The organism is Pseudomonas sp. RIT-PI-a, from assembly GCF_001187875.1.
GTDB classification, from domain to species: Bacteria; Pseudomonadota; Gammaproteobacteria; order Pseudomonadales; family Pseudomonadaceae; genus Aquipseudomonas; species Aquipseudomonas coleopterorum.
Window position 1 is genome coordinate 59063 of record NZ_LGIR01000019.1, and the last position, 21702, is coordinate 80764.

24 protein-coding genes and 1 riboswitch are annotated in these 21702 nt (G+C 63.1%); of the genes, 13 read left to right on the plus strand and 11 right to left on the minus strand.

The genetic code is table 11. The annotated features are described in order from the left end of the window. Positions 1-98: 98 nt before the first annotated feature. Positions 99-323 (minus strand): TIGR02450 family Trp-rich protein, encoded by a 225-nt coding sequence (locus AC788_RS13975; RefSeq protein ID WP_049861195.1) that lies wholly within the window; start codon positions 321-323, stop codon positions 99-101. Next, positions 320-1351: an NAD(P)/FAD-dependent oxidoreductase gene (locus AC788_RS13980; RefSeq protein ID WP_049861196.1), complete on the minus strand. Its 1032-nt coding sequence runs from the start codon at positions 1349-1351 to the stop codon at positions 320-322. The genes AC788_RS13975 and AC788_RS13980 overlap by 4 nt, the downstream gene beginning before the upstream one ends. A 207-nt stretch (positions 1352-1558) precedes the next feature. Between AC788_RS13980 and AC788_RS13985 the strand changes: the two genes are divergently transcribed. Together AC788_RS13985 and hemH are read left to right on the plus strand one after the other, a co-directional pair. Continuing rightward, positions 1559-2461, plus strand: coding sequence for a TIGR01777 family oxidoreductase (locus AC788_RS13985; RefSeq protein WP_049861197.1), 903 nt, complete (start codon positions 1559-1561; stop codon positions 2459-2461). Positions 2462-2495: 34 nt separating this feature from the next. Continuing rightward, a complete protein-coding gene (hemH, locus tag AC788_RS13990) occupies positions 2496-3521 on the plus strand; it encodes a ferrochelatase (RefSeq protein WP_049861198.1) in 1026 nt (341 codons plus the stop codon). A gap of 48 nt (positions 3522-3569) precedes the next feature. Here hemH and AC788_RS13995 read toward each other — a convergent pair whose 3' ends face one another. Continuing rightward, a complete protein-coding gene (locus tag AC788_RS13995) occupies positions 3570-4832 on the minus strand; it encodes a uracil-xanthine permease family protein (RefSeq protein WP_049861199.1) in 1263 nt (420 codons plus the stop codon). Positions 4833-4835: 3 nt separating this feature from the next. Continuing rightward, positions 4836-5474 (minus strand): uracil phosphoribosyltransferase, encoded by a 639-nt coding sequence (gene upp, locus AC788_RS14000; protein ID WP_049861200.1) that lies wholly within the window; start codon positions 5472-5474, stop codon positions 4836-4838. A 172-nt stretch (positions 5475-5646) separates the two neighbouring features. On the opposite strand from upp, the gene AC788_RS14005 reads away from it, so the two are divergent. The 3 genes from AC788_RS14005 to AC788_RS14015 all read left to right on the plus strand — a co-directional run bounded on the left by AC788_RS14005 (position 5647) and on the right by AC788_RS14015 (position 7311). Continuing rightward, positions 5647-6204 carry a hypoxanthine-guanine phosphoribosyltransferase gene (locus AC788_RS14005; protein ID WP_049861201.1) on the plus strand — a complete coding sequence of 186 codons (558 nt, stop codon included), beginning with the start codon at positions 5647-5649 and terminating at the stop codon, positions 6202-6204. Positions 6205-6476: 272 nt separating this feature from the next. Beyond that, the gene (locus AC788_RS14010; RefSeq protein ID WP_049861202.1) at positions 6477-6956 is read left to right on the plus strand and encodes a hypothetical protein; all 480 of its coding nucleotides are present in this window, start codon (positions 6477-6479) and stop codon (positions 6954-6956) included. 67 nt (positions 6957-7023) lie between these two features. Then, a complete protein-coding gene (locus AC788_RS14015; RefSeq protein ID WP_049861203.1) occupies positions 7024-7311 on the plus strand; it encodes a PA4642 family protein in 288 nt (95 codons plus the stop codon). Between the two features lie 279 nt (positions 7312-7590). Here AC788_RS14015 and mqo read toward each other — a convergent pair whose 3' ends face one another. Together mqo and AC788_RS14025 are read right to left on the minus strand one after the other, a co-directional pair. Then, on the minus strand, positions 7591-9102 hold the full coding sequence (gene mqo, locus AC788_RS14020; protein WP_049861204.1) for a malate dehydrogenase (quinone): 1512 nt from the start codon (positions 9100-9102) through the stop codon (positions 7591-7593). 596 nt (positions 9103-9698) lie between these two features. Beyond that, complete coding sequence (locus tag AC788_RS14025; RefSeq protein WP_049861205.1) at positions 9699-9932, minus strand: hypothetical protein; 234 nt, start codon at positions 9930-9932, stop codon at positions 9699-9701. 170 nt (positions 9933-10102) lie between these two features. On the opposite strand from AC788_RS14025, the gene AC788_RS14030 reads away from it, so the two are divergent. Beyond that, positions 10103-10696, plus strand: a complete 594-nt coding sequence (locus tag AC788_RS14030) for a YajG family lipoprotein (RefSeq protein WP_049861206.1) — start codon at positions 10103-10105, stop codon at positions 10694-10696. Positions 10697-10772: 76 nt separating this feature from the next. Here the strand turns inward: AC788_RS14030 and AC788_RS14035 are convergent, their stop codons facing one another. Both AC788_RS14035 and AC788_RS14040 read right to left on the minus strand, forming a co-directional pair. Further along, entirely contained in the window at positions 10773-10979 is a 207-nt protein-coding gene (locus tag AC788_RS14035; protein ID WP_043192943.1) for a hypothetical protein, read from the minus strand. A gap of 110 nt (positions 10980-11089) precedes the next feature. Beyond that, the gene (locus tag AC788_RS14040) at positions 11090-12256 is read right to left on the minus strand and encodes a 1-acyl-sn-glycerol-3-phosphate acyltransferase (RefSeq protein ID WP_049861207.1); all 1167 of its coding nucleotides are present in this window, start codon (positions 12254-12256) and stop codon (positions 11090-11092) included. A 130-nt stretch (positions 12257-12386) separates the two neighbouring features. On the opposite strand from AC788_RS14040, the gene AC788_RS14045 reads away from it, so the two are divergent. From AC788_RS14045 to AC788_RS14060, 4 genes are all read left to right on the plus strand, one after another. Beyond that, positions 12387-12569: a CPXCG motif-containing cysteine-rich protein gene (locus AC788_RS14045; protein WP_049861208.1), complete on the plus strand. Its 183-nt coding sequence runs from the start codon at positions 12387-12389 to the stop codon at positions 12567-12569. Further along, a complete protein-coding gene (locus tag AC788_RS14050; protein ID WP_049861209.1) occupies positions 12569-12829 on the plus strand; it encodes a putative signal transducing protein in 261 nt (86 codons plus the stop codon). The genes AC788_RS14045 and AC788_RS14050 overlap by 1 nt, the downstream gene beginning before the upstream one ends. Positions 12830-12851: 22 nt before the next feature. After that, positions 12852-13472 carry an SOS response-associated peptidase gene (locus AC788_RS14055; protein WP_049861210.1) on the plus strand — a complete coding sequence of 207 codons (621 nt, stop codon included), beginning with the start codon at positions 12852-12854 and terminating at the stop codon, positions 13470-13472. A 197-nt stretch (positions 13473-13669) separates the two neighbouring features. Further along, positions 13670-14491: a M48 family metallopeptidase gene (locus AC788_RS14060; RefSeq protein ID WP_049861211.1), complete on the plus strand. Its 822-nt coding sequence runs from the start codon at positions 13670-13672 to the stop codon at positions 14489-14491. A gap of 110 nt (positions 14492-14601) precedes the next feature. Here the strand turns inward: AC788_RS14060 and AC788_RS14065 are convergent, their stop codons facing one another. From AC788_RS14065 to AC788_RS14075, 3 genes are all read right to left on the minus strand, one after another. Then, complete coding sequence (locus AC788_RS14065) at positions 14602-15186, minus strand: TMEM165/GDT1 family protein (protein ID WP_049861212.1); 585 nt, start codon at positions 15184-15186, stop codon at positions 14602-14604. A gap of 22 nt (positions 15187-15208) precedes the next feature. Continuing rightward, positions 15209-15394, minus strand: a riboswitch (yybP-ykoY riboswitch). Between the two features lie 42 nt (positions 15395-15436). Next, positions 15437-16432, minus strand: a complete 996-nt coding sequence (locus AC788_RS14070) for a class I SAM-dependent methyltransferase (RefSeq protein ID WP_049861213.1) — start codon at positions 16430-16432, stop codon at positions 15437-15439. A gap of 48 nt (positions 16433-16480) precedes the next feature. Further along, positions 16481-17440 (minus strand): 2-hydroxyacid dehydrogenase, encoded by a 960-nt coding sequence (locus AC788_RS14075; RefSeq protein ID WP_049861214.1) that lies wholly within the window; start codon positions 17438-17440, stop codon positions 16481-16483. Between the two features lie 144 nt (positions 17441-17584). Between AC788_RS14075 and AC788_RS14080 the strand changes: the two genes are divergently transcribed. The 3 genes from AC788_RS14080 (at position 17585) to AC788_RS14090 (ending at position 21575) form a co-directional block, all read left to right on the plus strand. Then, positions 17585-18214 carry a LysE family translocator gene (locus AC788_RS14080; protein WP_049861215.1) on the plus strand — a complete coding sequence of 210 codons (630 nt, stop codon included), beginning with the start codon at positions 17585-17587 and terminating at the stop codon, positions 18212-18214. Positions 18215-18310: 96 nt separating this feature from the next. Then, positions 18311-20185 carry a DUF1302 domain-containing protein gene (locus AC788_RS14085; RefSeq protein WP_049861216.1) on the plus strand — a complete coding sequence of 625 codons (1875 nt, stop codon included), beginning with the start codon at positions 18311-18313 and terminating at the stop codon, positions 20183-20185. A 25-nt stretch (positions 20186-20210) separates the two neighbouring features. Further along, positions 20211-21575, plus strand: a complete 1365-nt coding sequence (locus AC788_RS14090) for a DUF1329 domain-containing protein (protein WP_049861217.1) — start codon at positions 20211-20213, stop codon at positions 21573-21575. The last annotated feature ends 127 nt before the right edge of the window (positions 21576-21702 follow it).

Genomic DNA, 21702 nt, shown 5'->3' on the forward strand with positions numbered 1-21702 from the left:
ACTGACAACGCTGTACAGCATAGTTTCATCATAAATCCGGATTTGTACAGGCTAAATTCTTTGTACAGGTATTCGCAGGCGGAAAGCGGGGCTGCCTCTCACCGCCAGCCCATCTTCCAGGTCTGCATGTCCTGCAGCGCTTGCCACGGCAAGCGCTGGCCACGGTGGGTGAGAACCGCTTGCAATTCCACTTCCAGCACGACGCCGTCGTCGTCGCAGAACACTTCGCTGACCAGAAAGTGTTTCTCGCGGTTGACCGGGCGTACGGCGGTCCACTTCGACAGCATCAGCTTGCGCGGATTGAGCCGGTGTCGAGCGTTCATTGCAGATGCTCGAGCAGGCGCCGCGCGGCCTCCTGGCCGCTGAGCCAGGCGCCCTCGACGCGGCCCGACAGGCACCAGTCGCCACAGACGTACAGGCCCAGGTCGGGATCGGCCAATGCACCCCATTCATGGGGCTGGGCCGGGCGCGCGTAGAGCCAGCGATGGGCCAGGCTCAGGCTGGGTGGGGGCATCGGGCAACTGACCAGTTCGGCGAAGGCACCGTGCAGCTGTTCGATGACTGCCTCGCGGGACAGGTCGATATGCTGCTTGCTCCATGCGCTGGTGGCATGCAGCACCCAGGTGTCGCTGCTGTCCTCGCGTCCTGGCTTGCTGCCACTTCGCGCCAGCCAGTCCAGCGGGCTGTCCTGCACAAAGCAGCCTTGCATCGGGGTATCCAGCGGCGTATCGAAGCTCAGTGCCACCGACCAAGTCGGGTCCATCTTGACCCCGGCCACCTGCGTGGCGAGCTTCGGTGCGCTGGCCAGTAAGGCAGTTGCCTGAGGCGCGGGCACAGCGAGCACGACGTGGCTGTAGGGCCCATGGCTGGTGCCCTCGGCATCGAGCAGTTCCCAGAATTCTTCGCCCTTGAACACCTCGGCGATTCGGCAGGAAAAGAACGCGGGGAGGTCGGCAGCCATGGCTTTAGTAATGGCGCTCATGCGTGGTGCACCGACCCAACGAACCTGTTCGTCGGGCGATGGGCTCAGGCGACCTTGCTTGGCGTTGTACAGCGAAGGTGACCACGGCTGTACGCAGCCTTCGGCCTGCCATTGCTGGACCTGCGCCACGAAGCGCCTGTCGCGAGCGGTGAAATACTGTGCGCCCAGGTCGATAGAGCCCACATCGCTGCGCTTGCTCGACATGCGGCCGCCCACGCCCCGTGCCTTGTCGAAGAGATGCACGGTATGACCGGCCTTGCGCAAAGCCTGCGCAGCCGACAGCCCGGCCATGCCGGTGCCGATGATCGCGATGGGGACAGGCGCGGCAGATGAACTTCCAGCAGATAAACTCCCAGCAAATAAACTCATAGTGCCCTCGTAACAGCTTCGTAAGCGCTATGCACATGTGTGTTCGGAACAAACAAACCTGTACAAAAGTCTTAATAAGTATAAGTTAACGGGATCCTTTTCGCTCAGGTGTCCTATGGTTCATGAGAGAGCCCCGTGTAGGGAAAGTGCCTCTCTCTTGAAAATAGACTAGCGCTGCAGACGCAACGCCACATTGGAGAAAACCTTATGCACATATTGCTGACCGGCGGCACCGGGCTCATTGGCCGCAAGCTTTGCCAGCACTGGGTGGGCCAAGGGCATCAGCTGACCGTGCTCAGTCGCCAGCCGGGGCAGGTCAAACAGCTGTGCGGGGCCAGTGTGCGCGGCGTGGCGCAGCTTGAAGAAATCGGCGACGAAACGGTCGACGCGGTAGTCAACCTGGCCGGCGCGCCGATTGCCGATCGGCCCTGGACGGCCAAGCGCCGTGCGTTGCTGTGGAGCAGCCGGATCACCCTGACCGAGCGTCTGTTGGCCTGGCTGGAAAGCCGCGCGCAACGCCCCGAAGTGCTGATTTCCGGCTCGGCGGTAGGCTGGTATGGCGACGGCGGCGAACGCGAGTTGAATGAGACGTCGCAACCGGTCAAGGAAGACTTTGCCAGTCACCTGTGCATCGCCTGGGAAGAAACCGCCCTGCGCGCCGAAGCCTTGGGTATCCGCGTGGTGCTGGTGCGTACCGGGCTGGTATTGGCCAGCCAGGGCGGCTTTCTCAAGCGTCTGACACTGCCGTTCAAACTCGGGCTCGGTGGCCCGATCGGCAGTGGTCGGCAATGGATGCCGTGGGTTCACATCGACGATCAAATCGCCCTGATTGATTTTCTCTTGCACAAGATTCAGTGCCGCGGTCCCTATAATGCCTGCGCGCCGGAACCGGTACGCAATCGCGAATTCGCTCGGCAACTGGGACGTGTGCTGCATCGACCGGCTTTTCTGCCGCTGCCATCGCTGCTGCTCAAGGCCGGACTCGGCGAGCTGTCGGGACTGCTGCTCGGCGGCCAGCGTGCGCGCCCGGTGGCGTTGCAGGCGGCCGGGTTCACGTTTCGCTACAGCGAACTCTCTGCCGCGCTGACCGAACTGTCCCGACGGCTTTGAGCTCTAACCACAGAATCTGGAAATAGGATGCTGCATGACCGATCACGCCCTGCTGCTGGTCAACTTGGGATCGCCCGCATCGACCCAGGTGGCCGATGTACGTAGCTATCTCAACCAGTTCCTGATGGACCCCTATGTCATCGACGTGCCCTGGCCGGTGCGGCGGCTGATCGTGTCGCTGATCCTGATCAAGCGCCCCGAGCAGTCAGCCCATGCCTATGCCTCGATCTGGTGGGACGAAGGCTCGCCACTGGTGGTGCTGACCCGGCGCCTGCAAGCGATCATGACCGAGCAATGGCGCCATGGCCCGGTGGAGGTCGCCATGCGTTATGGCGAGCCCTCGCTGGACACGGCATTGTCGCGTCTGGCCGGGCAGGGTGTGCAGAAAGTGACCCTTGCGCCGCTTTATCCCCAGTTCGCCCAGAGCACCGTGACCACGGTGATCGAGCAGGCTCGCAAGGTGGTGCGCGAGCGCAAGCTGGCGATGCAGTTCAGCGTGTTGCAGCCGTTCTATGACCAGCCCGAATACCTGGATGCACTGGTGGCCAGTGCCAAGCCCTACCTGGCGCAGCCCCATGATCATCTGTTGATGAGCTTCCATGGCTTGCCCGAGCGGCACCTGACCAAGATCGACCCGACCGGCAGCCACTGTCTACGTACCGCCGACTGCTGCCAGAATGCTCCACCTGAAGTGCTTGCCGTCTGCTACCGCGCCCAGTGCCTGCGCACGGCCAGCGCTTTCGCCGAGCGCATGGGGCTGGCCGAAGGCAGCTGGTCGGTGTCGTTCCAGTCCCGATTGGGCCGGGCCAAGTGGATCGAACCGTACACCGAGGCACGTCTCGACGAATTGGCCAAACAAGGCGTAAAGAAGCTGCTGGTGATGTGCCCGGCCTTCGTTGCCGACTGCATCGAGACCCTTGAGGAAATCGGCGACCGTGGTCGCGAGCAGTTCTGCGAGGCGGGCGGCGAGGAGTTGGTGCTGGTGCCGTGCCTCAACGATCACCCGCAATGGGGTGAAGCCTTGAATACCCTGTGCGAACGGGCGCCGTTGATGCTGTAACGAAGGAATGGAAAGCCGGGAGCGCCGCTGCGGTGCTCCCGGCCAGGCTCAGGCTTGAGGTGTCTTCTTCCAGTCGCCGTGCCCTGGCAATAGCAGGTTCAAGGCAATGGCCACCACGGCGCACAAGGCAATGCCCTTGAGGCCGAAATCGTCAGGCCCGGTCCCGGTGCCGACCAGCACGCCACCGATACCGAATACCAACGTCACCGAGACGATCACCAAATTGCGTGCCTCGGCCATGTCGACCTTGTGGCGAATCATGGTGTTCAGGCCCACAGCGGCGATGGAGCCGAACAGCAGGCACAGGATGCCGCCCATCACCGGCACCGGAATGCTCTGCAGCAGCGCGCCGAATTTGCCCACGAAGGCCAGGCTGATCGCGAAGATCGAGGCCCAGGTCATGATCTTGGGGTTGTAGTTCTTGGTCAGCATGACCGCGCCAGTCACTTCCGCGTAGGTCGTGTTGGGCGGGCCGCCGAACAGCCCGGCAGCGGTGGTGGCGATGCCATCGCCGAGCAGGGTACGGTGCAGGCCGGGCTTCTTCAGATAGTCACGTCCGGTCACACTGCCTACGGCGATCACGCCACCGATATGCTCGATGGCCGGCGCCAGCGCTACCGGAACGATGAACAGGATGGCCTGCCAGTTGAACGCCGGCGCAGTGAAGTGCGGCAGCGCCAGCCACGAGGCTGCAGCGATCTTGGCCGTATCGACCACACCGAAGGCGAACGACATGCCGAACCCGACCAGTACCCCGGCGATGATCGGCACCAAGCGAAAGATACCCTTGCCGAATACGGCCACGATGATGGTGGTGAGCAGCGCCGGCATCGAGATCCACATGGCGGTGGTGTAGGGGATCAGCTCGGTGCCGTCGCCGGCCTTGCCCATCGCCATGTTGGCGGCAATCGGCGCCATGGCCAGGCCGATGGAGATGACCACCGGCCCGATCACCACCGGTGGCAGCAGGCGATCGATGAAGCCGGTGCCCTTGATCTTCACTGCCACTCCGAGAAAGGTGTAGACGAAGCCAGCGGCCATGATCCCGCCCATGGTCTCGGCCAGGCCGAACTGGCCTTTGGCCAAGATGATCGGCGTGATGAAGGCAAAGCTCGATGCCAAAAACACTGGCACCTGACGACCCGTCACCAGTTGGAACAGCAGCGTACCCAACCCGGCGGTGAACAGCGCCACGTTCGGGTCCAGGCCGGTGATCAGCGGCATCAATACCAGCGCGCCGAATGCCACGAAGAGCATCTGCGCGCCGGACAGTACTTGCCGCCAGAGCGGATCGTTGAACTCGTCCTGCATGGGTCAGGCGTCCTTCTGCTTGGTGCCGAAGATCTTGTCGCCGGCATCGCCCAGGCCGGGGATGATGTAGCCGTGTTCGTTCAGGCGTTCGTCGATCGAGGCGGTGTAGATCTGCACGTCGGGATGCGCCTTCTCCACGGCGGCGATGCCCTCGGGAGCAGCCACCAGCACCATGGCGCGGATTTCCTTGCAGCCGGCCTTCTTCAGCAGGTCGATCGTGGCAACCATCGAGCTGCCGGTGGCCAGCATCGGGTCGATGATCATCGCCAGGCGCTCGTCGATCTCGGGTACCAGTTTCTCCAGGTAGGTGTGCGCTTCGAGCGTGTCTTCGTTGCGTGCAACGCCGACGGCGCTGACCTTGGCGCCCGGAATCAGACTGAGCACGCCGTCGAGCATGCCGATGCCGGCGCGCAGGATGGGCACCACGGTGATTTTCTTGCCGGCGATCTTTTCGACCTGCACCGGGCCGGCCCAGCCTGGGATCTCGTAGTTTTCCAGGGGCAGATCCTTGGTAGCCTCGTAGGTGAGCAAAGCTCCGACTTCCTGGGCGAGTTCGCGGAAGTTCTTGGTGCTGATGTCGGCACGGCGCATGAGGCCGAGCTTGTGGCGGATCAGCGGGGGGCGGATCTCACGGATAGGCATGGGGAAAGGCTCCGAACGGGCAAAAAAACGGCGGTAGATTAATCTATTGTATCGAGGTGTCCTATAGACATGCTGCACGTTAGTACATGAAACCTTGGATTGTGCTTGATTCGTGCCGGGTGTGTGCGTACCTTTGCCCGCTTTTCTTCCACCGCCCCCCTTGGAGAGCGCCATGTCCGCTGATCTCGAGCACATCCGTCAAGTCATGCGAGAGGCCGACTGCCTATATACAGAAGCCCAGGTCGAGGCCGCCATCGCCAAGGTTGGCGCGCAGATCAACGCTGAACTGGCCGAGCGCAATCCGGTGGTGTTCTGTGTGATGAACGGCGGACTGATCTTCTCCGGCAAGCTGCTGACTCACCTCAATTTCCCGCTGGAGGCGTCGTACCTGCACGCCACCCGCTATCGCAACGAAACCCGCGGTGGCGACCTGTTCTGGAAGGCCAAGCCGGAAATCTCCTTCATCGACCGCGACGTGCTGATCATCGATGACATTCTCGATGAGGGCCATACGCTCAGCGCAATCATCGATTTCTGCAAGCATGCCGGCGCGCGTGCCGTGCACACGGCGGTGCTGATCGATAAAGACCACGACCGCAAGGCCAGCCCTGACCTCAAGGCCGACTTCGTGGGCTTGCCGTGCATCGACCGCTACATCTTTGGCTATGGTATGGATTACAAGGGCTACTGGCGCAACGCCGCTGGCATCTTTGCCGTCAAAGGCTTGTAAAGCCCGCAGCACCTCATGCGCCGCCGACGCGGCTCGCGCCGCTGCTACAGAAACACCGCGATCCCCTGTGGCAGCGGCGCAAGCCGCGTCCCGCGCCGCTGCTACAGAAACACCGCGATCCCCTGTGGCAGCGGCGCAAGCCGCGTCCCGCGCCGCTGCCACAGAAACACCGCGATCCCCTGTAGCAGCGGCGCAAGCCGCGTCCGGCACCGCAACGGATTCAAACCTCTGCTACATGCTAAAGTCAGCGGCTCTTTCACAAGGAGCCGCTCATGCGCCTGATCGTTGCCACCATTGCCTTGCTGACCTGCCTGCCGCTGGTCGCCGCGCCTGCGCATGGGCCCCTGCACGAACAATTCCTGCCGCCGGATGAACAATCCCTGCGTCAGGGCGATCCGCAACAACAGCTACTGCAGGTGACCAGCTACTCGGTGGTCATGGGCAACCAGCGGCTTTCCAACCAGCAACCCATCCCCGTGACCGCACCCATGCTGCTGCGCCTGAAAGGCAAGGCGCTCAGCAAGGACGCAAAGCTGGCCGAAGTACTGATCACTTTCGACGGCGAAAGCAAAAGCCTGAAGCGGCCGGCCTTCGACGAGGCCAGCGGTACCCTGGCCTTGACCTATCCACTGAGTCAGTACCGAATCCTGCTCGATCTGCTGCGCAACGATACCGTCTATGTGCAATTTCTCAGCTATCCGAATGGCCATGTCTGGGCCGATCTGCATACCGCAAGCGTACGCGCGCGTTGAGCCCATGGCGGTGCCGAAGGTAGACTGCCAGCCCCGTGAATGACCGTGATAGCCAATGGAGTCGGTAATGCGTAAAGACAAGAAGCAATTGATTGGCGACGAGATCGGCGATGAGCAGATCAAGCTGTTCCTGAATTTCGAGCCGGTCGATGCCACCTCGCCGTCGCTGCACAAGCTGATCAAGGCGTATCGTGGTTTGCGTGTCGATGATTTCGCGCGCTTTCTGGTGTTCTTCAAGGAAGCCGGCTACGAGTTGGACGGCAAGGACGAACACGGCAACGATTTTGTCGCGTTGATTCGCGATCAGCGCAACGCCCCGGAATACATCGACCTGATCCAGCAGGCCCAGGCCTGACGCGCGACCCCCTGTAGCAGCGGCGCAAGCCGCGTCGGCGGCCAACGCGGTGCATCTGGAAGAACGCAATCCCCCCGGACGCGGTGTATCAGGAACACCGCGGCGCACCCGGACGCGGCTCGCGCCGCTGCTACAGGGGCGGAGCAAGCCGCGTCGGCGGCACATGCGGTGTATCTGGAAAAACGCGGTGTCCCCGGACGCGGCTTGCGCCGCTGCTACAGGGGCAGCGCAAGCCGCGTCGGCGGTATACGCAATGGACCGGCAGGAACACGCCGGGGCTCAGGCGTAATACTGCACACCGTCGGTTTTCTCGGTAAGTTCGAGCGCCACGTCGCTGTCATGGCTGACACGACGATAAACCTCGGCATCCACTGCCAGCACCTTTTCGCGCGCCGGGAAGATTTCCGCCAGCTTGGTCGCCCAGGCCGGTGAGCGCGTCTGCTCGGGGAAGCAGCGTTCCAGCAGGTCGAGCATGATCGACACGGTCACCGACGCCCCAGGAGAGGCGCCCAGCAGCGCCGCCAGCGAGCCATCGGCTGCGGACACCAGCTCGGTACCGAATTGCAGCACGCCGCCTTTCTTCGGATCCTTCTTGATGATCTGCACGCGCTGGCCAGCTACTTCCAGGCGCCAATCCTCGGCACGGGCTTCGGGGTAGAAGCGACGCAACGATTCCAGACGCTGCTCCATGGACTGACGCACTTCGCTCATCAGGTACTTGGTCAGGTCCATGTTGTCCCGTGCCACGGCCAGCATCGGGCCGATGTTGGCCGCGCGTACCGAGAGGGGCAGGTCGAGGAACGAGCCATGCTTGAGGAACTTGGTGGTGAAGCCCGCGTACGGCCCGAACAGCAGCGACTTGTTGCCATCGACCACGCGGGTGTCCAGGTGCGGCACCGACATGGGCGGCGAGCCCACGGCGGCCTGGCTGTAGACCTTGGCCTGGTGCCGCTTGACCACCTCGGGATTGTCGCAGCGCAGCCACTGGCCGCTTACCGGGAACCCGCCGAAGCCCTTGCCTTCCTCGATACCGGACATCTGCAGCAGCGGCAACGCCGCACCACCGGCGCCCAGGAACACGAATTTGGCATCGACTTCGCGAGTGTTGCCACTGTTGACATCCTTGACGGTGACCGTCCAGCCACTGCCCGTGCGGGCAAGGCCGGTGACTTTCTTGCAGTACTTGACCTGCGCGCCCGGCGCACTGGCCAGGTGGGCCAGAAGCTTGTTGGTCAGGGCGCCGAAGTTGACGTCGGTGCCGCCCATCACACGGGTGGCGCTGATGTGCTGGTCGGCAGGCCGCCCCGGCATCATCAACGGCATCCATTCGGCCATCTTCGCCTTGTCTTCGGTGTATTCCATGTCCGCGAAGGCGTGATGGGTCTTGAGCAGTTCATAGCGCTTCTTGAGGAAGGCCACACCCTTGTCACCCTCGACATAGCTCAGGTGCGGTACCGGACTGATGAACGAGCGCGCCGAACCGAAGCTGCTCTTCTTGCTCAGGTAGGCCCAGAACTGCTTGGACACCTCGAACTGGGTGTTGATCTGTACGGCTTTCTTGATATCGATGGAGCCATCGGCGGCTTGCGGCGTGTAGTTGAGCTCACACAGACCGGCGTGGCCGGTACCGGCGTTGTTCCACGGGTTGGAGCTTTCCGCGGCACCGGAATCCATGAGCTCGACGACTTCCAGCTTCAATGCCGGGTCGAGTTCCTTGAGCAGTACGGCCAAGGTGGCACTCATGATGCCGGCCCCTACCAATACCACGTCGACTGCTTCGTTTTGCGCCATTTAACGCGTCTCCAAAATCTTCAGCACCCATTGACAGCATGGGACCCCGGTACGTCTGTGCAGGCCTGGGTCGCCATGTCCGAAACTTCGCAACTGCATCGCTGAATGGCCTGTGCCGACGGGTTCGTCGGGCATGGCCCATGAACTCACGTCTGGCCCGCCAGCGCCATAGGACCAAGGTTCATGGAACCCGGTCGATACGCGCGCTCAGCGACCGAAACCCTTCATGCGAAGCGTTCGATCCTTCCTCGTTGGGCTGTTCGGGACGCAGATAGTGCTGGTACAGATCCAAGACTTTTCATTTGCTCGCCACACTCTTGTGAAGTTGTGAAACCCGTTTTTTCACGCTCTTTTGGAGTCGTGAACCTCAAGAAGGCTGCTTGAGAAACCGGCAGCGGCAGGGGTGGCGCAAGCAAATGGAAACGCCAGCGCGTGACCTGCGTGGGCGGCTCTCTGTGGGCGGTGCGGAAGCCAAGACGAGTGCGTTGGCGGTGATGCGAGGCCCGATCAGGAGACGTCCTTATAATCGGGGGAAGATTATAGCGATGAAACGTGGCGAGTTGATCGTTATTTACAGGCTTTTGGTGACCGGGCAGTCAGGCATGCACGGCTCGAATGCCGCCAGCCCCCGTGGCATGGGCGCTGACGCGGGCATGGGCGGGCAATGGCTGGCCCAACCATTGTGGGCGAATATCGCCAACCTCGACCCAACCGTCGCCGCTGGGGGGCAGTTGGCACTGTTTGAAGGCGCGGCACAGACCCTGCCGGTCGAGCGCGACGTAGCAGCGGTAGGGCTGGCTGGCCCGGAACAGAGACTTGAGAAAACCCATGAGTGTTTCTCCGTGCGGTGGACTGTGGAGCCGATACTGCCCAAGGACGGTGACAGGCTGATGACACGCCGCGCATCGCCGTTGCATGCGCATGTTTCATGGCTGGTCCATTGCCTGCAGGCCCCGCTATACTCCCGGCTTATTCACTGCCCGTTGCCGGAGAGATGCGCATGTTGCACCGCCTGTTGTTCACCATGATCACTGTGACCAGTCTGACGTTGGTCGGTTGTGCCAACAGCCCGCAACAACTCAGCCCGCAGCCGCGCCTGACCTCGCAGTTCGCCGCCGTCGGCCAAGGCCAGGCCGTGGCCGTGCGCGTCGTCGATGGCCGACCTTCGCCCACCCTGGGCACCCGTGGTGGCCTGTATCCGGAAACCAGCGCGGTGAGCGTGGCCCCCAACGACGTATTGCCCAAGCTGCAGGCCCAGGCCGAAGCAGCCGTTCGCCTGCTGGGCTTCACGCCCACTGCGAACAACGGCAGCGCGCCGACGCTGACCATCACCCTGGCCGAGCTCAAGTACCAGTCGCCCAAGGACAAGATGTACGTCACCGAAGCCAACATCGGCGCAACCTTCAAGGCCGACGTCACCAACGGTGGTCGCCACTACAGCGGCCGCTACGGCGCTTCGCTGAACCAGCGCTTCGGCATGGCGCCGAATCAGGAAACCAACACCAAGCTGGTCAGCGACGTCCTCAGCGACGCACTGACCCGCGTGTTCAAGGACGCCACCATCGGCCAGACCCTGTCCCAGCGCAATTTCTGACAGCGTCGGCCAGGCATGAAAAAGCCCGCGTTCATCGCGGGCTTTTTTGTGGGTCGGGTTTTATCGGGTGCAGCATTCAGGCAGCGCGCATGTGAAAGTCGAGCAGGCTGATACCGGTGCCCAAGTCCAGCTCCGGCCAGTCGCCATGTTGATGACCGCCGAGCGCGCAGTACACCAGCCACTGTCGATCCTGGACATTGAAGGCCAGGGCGTCGATCAGGGCTTCCTGCTCGTCGCTGGCGGCAATGTGGTAGAGGCGATCCTGGTTCAGGGCGTGCAGCATGACGGGCATCCAAAGCGTGTTGGGTAAGGGTGCAACACGATGCCTGCTTTGCATGAAGGGGGCGTGACGGACTCATGACCGTCCCGTTACGCCCCTTGCACTGGTCGACCCTAAAGCGGCAGTCCCGCCTTGACCCGGTACTGGTTGCGCACCGGCGTGGCGTATTGCAGCACCAGGAATGGTCGTTGCTCCACCGGGCATTCGCGCAGCCGGCGCAGCCATTCGGCGCGGGCCTTTTCCAGCTCGGCGGCGGGAAACACATCGGCCGCCGCTGGCACCTGTAGTTCAGGGTCGGCATCGGCCCACTGCGCATAGGCCAGGTAGTGCACCGGGAACAGGCGATAGCCGCCCAGGATCTGTCGATCGATTTCCGTGGCCAGCTGCTTGGTGTCTTCGAACAGCTCGGTGATGGGCGGTGCGAAGTTGATGTGCACCCGGCCCTTGTAGCCGGTGATGCCCTGGGCAATGCTGACGTCGTCCTCGCCAGGCGCCTTGTTGTAGGCGCCTTTGGTCGCGCGAATGTACAGCTCGCGCGCCTTGGCCTGGTCACAGGGGTCGTATTCGTAGCTGATCGACACCGGTGTCAGGTTCAGCGCCTTGATCGTTTCGCCGAAGGGCTCGTCCTTGCGGCTCATGTGGAACATCTTGAGGATCGCCGAATCGGTACGGTCGTCACCGTCCTTGGCCCGGCCCTCGGCCTGGGCGATCCAGATCGAGGCGACGTCGTTGCGGATCGAGTGGTTGATGTAGGCAGACAGCAGTTGGTAGGACGCCAGTTTTTCCCGGCGCCCGACCAGCGAGCGATGGACGATGAAGCTCTTGTTCAGGCGCATCAGGTCGCTGACGAAGGGCTTCTGCAGCAGGTTGTCGCCAATGGCGATGCGCGGCGTCGGCAGCCCGGCGTGATAAACCGCGTAGTTGACGAACGCCGGATCCATGACGATATCGCGATGATTGGCCAGGAACAGATACGCGCTGCCGGACTTGAACTGCTCGACGCCGGTGTAGGTCACACCGTCCGTGGCGCGGTCGATGGTGTGGTCGACGTAGAACTCGACCTTGTCCTGCAAGGTCGCCACGTTGGTGACATCCTTGAACTCGCGGCGCAGGCGCCGCGCGATCAGTGGCTTGAGCAGCCAGCCAAAGGTCTTGGCCTGACGCGGGAAGCGGAAGTGGGTGAGGATATCCAGGAATGCCGGGTCGCTGAGCAACCGTGCCAGAACGGCAGGTACTTCAGCGTCGTCGTACGGTCGGATGGCATCGAATTCGCCCATCATGCTCTCTTGTTGGAAACGGCTAAGGTAAAGGTACAGGCGCAAGGTTGTGGGCAAAGGGTAGGGGCCCATGTAGCCAACGGCCTGCAAACAGAGTGGCGATTATACGCACAAGTGAGCCGTGGAGGCCGCGATGCTGGAAACCCAAGATTACGATTGCCCCTATTGCGGCGAGCCAGCCGAGGCGGTGCTCGACCTGTCCGCTGGCGATCAGGACTATATAGAAGACTGCCCGGTTTGCTGCCGCCCCATCGTCTTCGCCCTGCAGACCGATGGCGAAGACTGGTCGCTGCACGTGCGCAGCGAGAACGAGTGATGCAGCGCATTTACGAGCCCGCCAGCCTGCTGGAGGCACAGATGCTTCTGGGCATGCTGGAAAACGAAGGGGTGGGTGCGCATCTGGCAGGGCGGGATCTGGTCGGCGGGATGGGCGATCTGCCTGCCATGGGCCTGCTGGGTTTGCTGGTGGCCGACGAGCAGGCCGATTACGCACGGCAGCTGATCGGTGAGTACAATGCTGCGCTGCCCATGTCGGGTGATGAGCCCGACAGTTTTCCCGGGGTTCTGCTGTGCTAGACCCCTCAAGAGTTTTTTCCTGATGTGTGGACGTTTTGCCTTGTTTCGCTGGTCACCCGGTTTCGCTGCGCAGGAGGGCTTTCCCGAAGGCCAGCAGGCGCAATGGAACATATCGCCGGGTGACTCGGTGCTGATCCAGCGCCGCGAAGGTGAGCGCTCGACTCTGGCCAAGGCACGCTGGGGGCTGACCCCGCCGTGGTTGACCGACCTGTCGCGGACCCCGGCCCACGCGCGTGCCGAGACGGTGGCCGAACAGCCGATGTTTCGCGAGGCCCTGCGCCTGCGCCGCTGCCTGATTCCGGCCAACGGCTTCTACGAATGGCGGGGCAAAGTGCGCAAACGGCCGTTCTGGCTGACGCCGGGAGAGGGGTCGTCGCTGTTTTTCGCGGGGATCTGGGAAGCCTACCCGGTGCAGGAGCAGGTCTGGCTGAGCACGGCAGTGGTGACTCAGCCGGCGATGAGCCAGCGTCGGCCGCTGATCCTCGATGCCGCGGGTCAGGCGGCCTGGCTGGATCCGGAAACGCCCATGGCCACCCTGCAGTCGCTGCTTGCCGCGCCCCAGGCTGCACTGCGCGAACGCCCCTTGGCGAACCTGGTCAACGACCCCAAACTCAATGCTCCGGAATGCCTCACCCCGGCGTGACGTCTTTCCAGGGACCGCGTCGCTCTTTTCGCGGCCACTGACCGCTCCTACGGGGGAGGGGAAGGGGGCGGTGTACCCGTAGGAGCGGTCCGCGGCCGCGAAGCAGTCACCGCAGTGCATCAGGCCGAGCACCTGCGCAGGTGTCGTGTCCGATATGCACCGTGTAGGATACCGCCAGGTTTACCAGGAGAGTCCCAATGGGCAAGTTCTTCATTCCGGCCACCCTGGCCGTCAGCGTGCTGCTGGCCGGTTGTCAGGCCGTCAATACCACCAGCTCCGGCGCCGTGGGTGTCGATCGCAAGCAATACATGTTCAGCATGTTGTCCACCGATGAAGTGAACAAGATGTACGCACAGTCCTACCAGCAGACCTTGACCGAGGCCAGCGGCAAGGGTGTGCTCGACAAGACCAGCGCCGAGGCCAAGCGCGTGCAGGCGATCGCCGATCGGCTGATCGCCCAGGCCCCCAAGTTGCGCCCGGATTCGGCGCAGTGGCAATGGGAAGTGAACCTGATCAAGAGCGACGAGCTCAACGCCAACTGCGGTCCCGGCGGCAAGATCATTGTCTACACCGGCCTGATCGACACCCTGAAACTCACCGACGACGAAATCGCCGCCGTGATGGGCCATGAAATCGCCCACGCCCTGCGCGAGCACGGTCGCGAAGCGATGTCCAAGGCCTATGGCATCCAGATGGCGCGCAGCGGGGCAGGGGCCTTGCTGGGGTTGGGCGAAGACAGCCTGAAACTGGCTGATACCGTGGTCAACTACAGCCTGACCCTGCCCAATAGCCGCAGCAACGAGAACGAAGCCGACCTGTTCGGCCTGGAGCTGGCGGCGCGTGCCGGGTTCGACCCCAACGCCGCGATCACCTTGTGGAACAAGATGACCGCAGCGGCAGGCAGCAACTCGCCACCAGAATTCATGAGCACTCACCCGGCATCGGCGAGCCGGATTTCTTCATTGCAGGCGGCGATTCCCAAGGTCATGCCGTTGTATGAGCAGGCGAAGAAGTCCTGATGTATCGCGTCGCCTGATTCGCGGGCAGAGACCCGCTCCCACAGAAGAACCTTGATACCGAGGTCCCCTTGTGGGAGCGGGTCTCTGCCCGCGAAGGCCTCACCGCCAATCTAAACCCAGCCGCTGACCTTCATCGCCTGATACACCGCAACGAACGCCAGAATGAAAAACGCCCCCGAGGCCAATCGGCGGATCAACGTCAGCGGCAGTTTGTCGGCAGCGAAATTACCCGCCAGCACCACCGGCACGTTGGCAATCAGCATGCCCAGCGTGGTGCCGATGATGACCATCAGCAAGTGCGGATACTGCGCGGCCAGCATCACCGTCGCGACCTGGGTCTTGTCGCCGATCTCGGCTATGAAAAACGCGATCAACGTGGTCATGAACGGCCCGTAGCGGCGTGCGGTGTTGGCTTCGTCGTCGTCGATCTTGTCCGGTATCAGGGTCCACAGCGCGGTGGCGGCAAAGCTTGCGGCCAGGATCCAGTGCAGGGCGACATCGGAGAAGAAGCTGCTGAACCAGGCGCCCACCGCACCGGCTGCTGCATGGTTGGCCAAGGGGGCGGCGACGATGCCAGCGATGATCGGCCAGGGCTTGCGGAAGCGCGCCGCAAGGATCAAAGCGAGCAACTGGGTCTTGTCGCCGATTTCGGCCAAGGCCACCAGCCCGGTAGGGACAAGTAGGGATTCCAACATCAGGAGCGTTCCTATGGGGGCGGGTCGACACGGCTATGACACGAACAGCCTCCCCGCCCCGGGTAAGGTGTACGTGTCATAGGTCTTGTCAAACCCGGGCCGTCTGTGCGGCCGCTGGGTCGCACGCGCCATGGCCTGAGGGCCAAGTATGTTGACGCGTGCCTGGCGAGCTGGCGCTCGCGGGAGACTACTCCCCTAGGACGGTGCGGATTCTGCCTAGGCGATCACGATAGGGCAAGAAAATATTTCGCTATTTGACGGCGCGATAAATCTTGAAACCGCGACCCTCGGCCACTGTCTGGCAGCGCCCGAAAGCGCCTTCGATCAGCGGCTGATAGCGCAGGAAACTATTGGCAACCAAGCGAAGTTCGCCGCCTTTTTTCAGATGTTGGCTTGATTTTTCCAGCAAGTTTTCTGCGGCGTGATAGCTGGTATGAACGCCCGAGTGGAACGGTGGGTTGCTGATGATGGCATCCAGATGCAGCGGCGCGGCATCGATACCGTCACCGGTGATGACGCAGGCTTCCAGCCCATTGGCCGCCAGGGTCAGACGGCTGCTGGCCGTGGCGAAGGCATCGACATCGAGCAACGTCAGCTGGTTGTCCGGGTAGCGACGTTTGAGGCTGGCACCTACCACCCCGGCACCGCAGCCGAAATCCAGCAGATGGCCGCGAGGCAGGCCGTCGATGTGTTCGAGCAGCAGCTCGGTGCCGCGGTCCAGTCGACCGTGACTGAACACGCCCGGTAGGCTGATCACGGTCAACGGCTCGCCGGCGATGTCCAGTTGATAGCGCTGCGCCAGACTTTCCAGTTCCACGGCCTGCGGCGCCTGTTCGACCGTCACTTGCCACAACTGACAATGGCGTGCGCTGTCCAGCTTGCGCGGCTTGCCGAAGGCGTGCAGCAGCTTCGCCGCACCTTCGATGCCACCGCGCTTTTCGCCCACCAGATACAACTCGCGACCTTGCAAGCGGGCGGCCAGGGCATTGAGCAGATAACTGGTCAGCTCGCGCGACTTGGGCAGGAACACCACCGCGCCTTCAAACGCCGTCTCAGGGGCATTCACCCCGAAATGGCTGCGGCCTTCGAAGCGCGCGTCCAGCGCCGCCTGATCGCCGGCGTGCCAGCACCAGCCGGCGGCGTTCGGCAACTGGCCGAAGAGGTCATCGGCAGGCAGCCCGGCCAACAACAGCTGACCTTGGAACAAGTTGGCCTGACGAAGCAGCACTTCACTGCGCGGGTCCATGGGAGGGCTCCTGGCAAAAGCGCGGATTCTAACAGACCACGGCCCTTGTCAGACGCTGCGGATGGGCTGGCCGGCGAAGAAGGCCGTGGCGTTTTCCGCCAGTTGGCCAATGATCCGCTGGCGTGCCTCGACACTGCCCCAGGCACTGTGCGGGGTGACGATCAGGCGCGGGATATCGTCGGCCAGCAGGGGGTTGCCGTCCACGGGTGGCTCCACACTGAGCACGTCGGTGGCCGCTCCGCCCAGGTGACCACGGCGCAGGGCATCGGCCAGGGCCTGCTCGTCGATGATGCCGCCGCGCGCGGTGTTGACCACGAAGGCATTGGGCTTGAGCAGAGCCAGTTCCGGCGCGCCGATCATGTGTCGGGTGTGCTCGTTGAGCGGGCAGTGCAGGGTCAGGGCATCGACCTGCGGCAGCAGCTCATGCAGCGGCAGGCGATCGGCGCGTGGCGGTCGACCGGGAATCTGCCCCAGCAGCACGCGCATACCGAAAGCCTCGGCCAGCTTGGCGACCGCGCCGCCCAGTTCGCCATGGCCCAGCAGGCCGAGGGTCTTGCCGTCGAGTTCGACGATGGGGAAGTCCAGCAGACAGAACTGCTTGGCCCGCTGCCATTGGCCGGCCGCGATCTCGCGCTGGTAATCGGGCAGTCGGGTCGCCAGGGCCAGCAACAGCATCAGGGTGTGCTGGGCCACCGAGGGGGTGCCGTAGCCTTGGCAATTGCACACGGTGATACCGAGCTTGCGCGCCGCTTCCAGGTCGACGTTGTTGGTGCCGGTGGCCGACACCAGCACCAGTTTCAGATCCGGGCAGGCCTGCAGGGTCGCGGCGTCCAGGTCGATCTTGTTGCTGATGGCTACCGTTACGCCGCGCAGGCGCTCGACCAGTTGCTCAGGCGTCGTGCTGGGGTAGAGCTGCAGGTCGTCGAAGCAGGCCTTGAGCGCGGCAGGGTCCAGGTCACCCAGGTCCAGGGAGCTGTAGTCGAGGAAGGCGGCACGGTGAGCGGGCATGGGTGAACCTCATGAAGTGGTTGTGGATGTTCTACCATAGCTGCCGGATGAAAATCTTGTGGCCTGGCCTGCTGACGTGAGGTAGCGTCCGGGACTGCTTGAGGTCATCACCGTGTTTGCCACTGCCGCTTGGAGCCTGCTGTCATGTACTGGACCGAATTTCTCACCGTTGCCTTCATTCACCTGCTAGCGGTGGCCAGCCCGGGACCGGACTTCGCAGTGGTGGTGCGAGAGAGCGTCAGCCACGGCCGCCAGGCCGGGCTGTGGACGGCGCTGGGTGTGGGCACGGCGATCTTCGTGCACGTGGGGTATTCGCTGCTGGGCATCGGCCTGATCGTGTCCCAGTCCATCGTGCTGTTCAATGCCTTGAAATGGGCCGCCGCCGCGTACCTGCTGTACATCGGCTTCAAGGCCCTGCGCGCCAAGCCGGCGCCGCTCGGCGAGCCCACCCACAGTGCGGCACCGGTACAGCGCACACCCAAGGCCGCGTATGTGGCCGGGTTCATGACCAACGGTTTGAATCCCAAGGCCACACTGTTCTTTCTGTCCTTGTTCACCGTGGTCATCAGCCCCCACACGCCACTGGTCATCCAGGCCGGTTACGGCGTCTACCTGGCGCTGGCCACGGCGCTGTGGTTCTGCATGATCGCCCTGCTGTTCAGCCAGCGTCGGGTCCGCGAAGGCTTCGCCAGAATGGGGCACTGGTTCGACCGCGCCATGGGCGTGGTTCTGGTGGCGCTGGGCGTGAAGATCGCCTTGAGCGAAATACGCTGAATCGGCATGGCATGCACGCCGGATAGCCCGCCTTGCTGGCTATAATGGCCAGGCAGCAGCCCTTGCCAGCACCACAACGAACATGGAACAGCGTCGATGAATTCAGTACACCTGCCCTGTCGCCGGGCCAGATTACCCTTGGCGGTCGGTCTGGCGACGCTTGCCGGGCCGGCGCTTGCCGTCAGCTTCAACATCGGCGAAATCGAAGGCCAGTTCGATTCCGCGCTGTCGGTCGGCGCCAGTTGGTCCACCGCTGGCGCGAACCGCAACCTGATCGGCGTCAACAACGGTGGGTCGGGCCTGTCGCAGACCACCGACGACGGCCATCTGAACTTCAAGAAAGGCGAAACCTTTTCCAAGATCTTCAAGGGGCTGCACGACCTGGAGCTGAAGTACGGCGACACCGGCGTGTTCATTCGCGGCAAGTACTGGTACGACTTCGAGCTCAAGGACGAAGGCCGACCCTTCAAGGACATCAGCGACAGCAACCGCAAAGAAGCCGCGCAGTCCTCCGGCGGGCAGATTCTCGACGCGTTCGTCTACCACAACTACGCCATCGGCGATCAACCGGGCTCCGTGCGCCTGGGTAAGCAGGTGGTCAGCTGGGGCGAGAGCACGTTCATCCAGAACGGCATCAATGCGCTCAATCCGATCGACGTCTCGGCCTTCCGCAGGCCCGGTGCCGAGGTCAAGGAGGGGTTGATCCCGGTCAATCTGTTCTACGTCTCCCAGAGCCTGACCGACAACCTTTCCGCCGAAGCCTTCTACCAGCTCGAATGGGACCAGACGGTAACCGACAACTGCGGCACGTTCTTCGCCCAGGCAGACGTCGCCGCCGATGGCTGCAGCGATAATCTGCGCCTTCTGGCCAAGCGCTCGAGCCTGCCGGCTGCGGCCCTGCCAGCGCTGACCGCCGCCGGTGTGGATGTCAACGAGGAGGGCGTGCGGGTGCGCCGCAGCGGGGACCGCGATGCGCGCGACAGCGGCCAGTTCGGCGTGGCGCTGCGTTACAACTACGATCCGCTGGACACCGAATTCGGTGCCTACTTCATGAACTACCACAGCCGCCTGCCGCTGTTCAACGCCACCGGGGCATCGGCCGCGACCTATGCGGCAGCGTCACGGGCCGGCGCATTGGGCCCGTTGCTGGTGGCGGGTGACTCCAGCTACTTCTACGACTTTCCCGAGGACATCCGCCTCTACGGGCTGAGCTTCGCCACCACGCTGCCCACTGGCACGGCCTGGAGTGGCGAGGTCAGCTACCGGCCCAATGCGCCGGTGCAACTCAACACCACCGACATTCTCTTTGCCGGTGTGCGTCCGCTGGGCGGCGCGTACAGCAACGCGTCAGTGCTCGACGGCACGCCCGGAGAAGACCTGAAAGGCTACCGCCGCAAAGAGATCACCCAGCTGCAAACCACCCTGACCCATTTCTTCGATCAGGTCATGGGCGCCGAGCGGCTGACGGTGGTGGGCGAGGTGGGGGTCACCCATGTCGGCGGTCTGGAGAGCTCTTCGCAGATGCGCTATGGGCGTGACGCGATCTTTGGCCCCGGCGCCTTGCCTGCCACCGGTGGCCTGGACACCTGCGCCGCCATCCTCAACACCGGCACCATCGCCGGGGCCGGGCCGGGCACCTCGGCCAGTAACCGCTCGCGCAATTGCACCAATGGCGGCTTCACCACCAGCACCTCGTGGGGGTATCGCGCCCGCGCCATCTGGGACTACAACAGCGTATTCGCCGGGGTCAACCTGCGGCCCAGTATCGCCTGGTCGCACGATGTGTCCGGCTACTCGCCCAGCCCCGGCGGCAACTTCGAGGAAGGCCGCAAGGCGGTCAGCCTCGGGCTCGATGCCGAGTACCAGAACACCTACACGGCGAGTCTGTCGTACACCAATTTTTTTGACGGCAAGTACACCACGGTGGATGACCGCGACTTCGTTGCGCTCAGCTTCGGCGTGAATTTCTGAGCCACCCTGTTCGAGACGATCGGCCATGAATACAAGAACGATGCTGATGCAGGCCGGGATCTTCGGTCTGTCCCTGTGGGCCGGCGCTGCCATGGCAGCGGTCAGCGCACAGGAGGCCGACCAACTGGGTACCCGCCTGACCCCTCTGGGCGCCGAGAAGGCCGGCAATGCCGACGGCTCCATTCCGGCCTGGTTGCCGATGCCGCGCACCGCCGGTACGGTCGACAGCAAGGGGTTTCTCTCCGACCCCTACGCCAGCGAGAAGCCCCTGTTCACCATCACCGCGCAGAACGTCGAGCAGTACAAGGCCAAGTTAGCGCCTGGCCAGTATGCGATGTTCAAGCGCTATCCGGACACCTTCACGATGCCGGTCTACCCCTCCCATCGCGGAGCGAGTGTGCCGGACGAGGTCGCGAGTGCGATCAAGGTCAACGCGACCCATGCTCGGCTGATCGGTGACGGCAACGGTGTGGAAGGCTTTCAGATGGCCACCCCGTTCCCCATTCCCAAGACCGGCATCGAGGTCATCTGGAATCACATTATCCGTTACCGTGGCGGCAGCGTCTCACGGCGCGTGACCCAGGCCACGCCGCAACCCAATGGTTCCTACAGCCTGGTGTATTTCCAGGACCAGTTCGTGTTTCGCGACAGGATGAAGGATTTCGATCCGCAACATCCCGGCAACGTACTGTTCTATTTCAAGCAGGACGTGATCGCGCCGGCGCGTCTGGCGGGCACCGTGCTGTTGGTCCACGAGACCCTGGATCAGGTGGCCGAACCGCGTCAGGCGTGGATCTACAACGCCGGTCAACGCCGTGTGCGACGCGCACCGCAGGTGGCCTACGACGGTCCGGGCACCGCAGCCGATGGTCTGCGCACCTCCGATAACCTGGACATGTTCAACGGCGCTCCGGATCGCTACGACTGGCAACTGGTAGGCAAGCAGGAGATGTTCATCGCCCAGAACAGCCACCGGCTCGACTCGCCCAACCTCAAGTACGCGGACATCCTCAAGGCCGGCCACATCAACCAGGACCTGGCCCGCTACGAGCTGCGCCGGGTATGGCACGTGGTCGCCACGCTCAAGCCCGGTCAGCGGCACATCTACGCCAAGCGTGACTTCTACTTCGACGAGGACACCTGGCAGGCGGCCGTGATCGATCATTACGATGGCCGTGGACAGCTGTGGCGCGTGGCCGAAGCGCACGCGCAGAACTACTACGACCAGCAGGTGCCCTGGACCACCCTGGAGGTGCTCTATGACCTGCAGTCGGGACGTTACCTGGCGCTGGGCATGAAGAACGAGGAAAAGCAGTCCTACGACTTCGGCTTCACGGCCACCACTTCCGATTTCACCCCGGCGGCGCTGCGCCAGGACGGAGTACGCTAGCAGGCTGCAGGCCATGGCTGACGAGGGCTGTCGGCGCGACACGGGAATCTTTCCCGGTTTTTGCCCTCCAAGTCAGTCACACGTTCATGACCCGTCGCCGCATTTTTCCGCAGATTTCCGCCTTCAT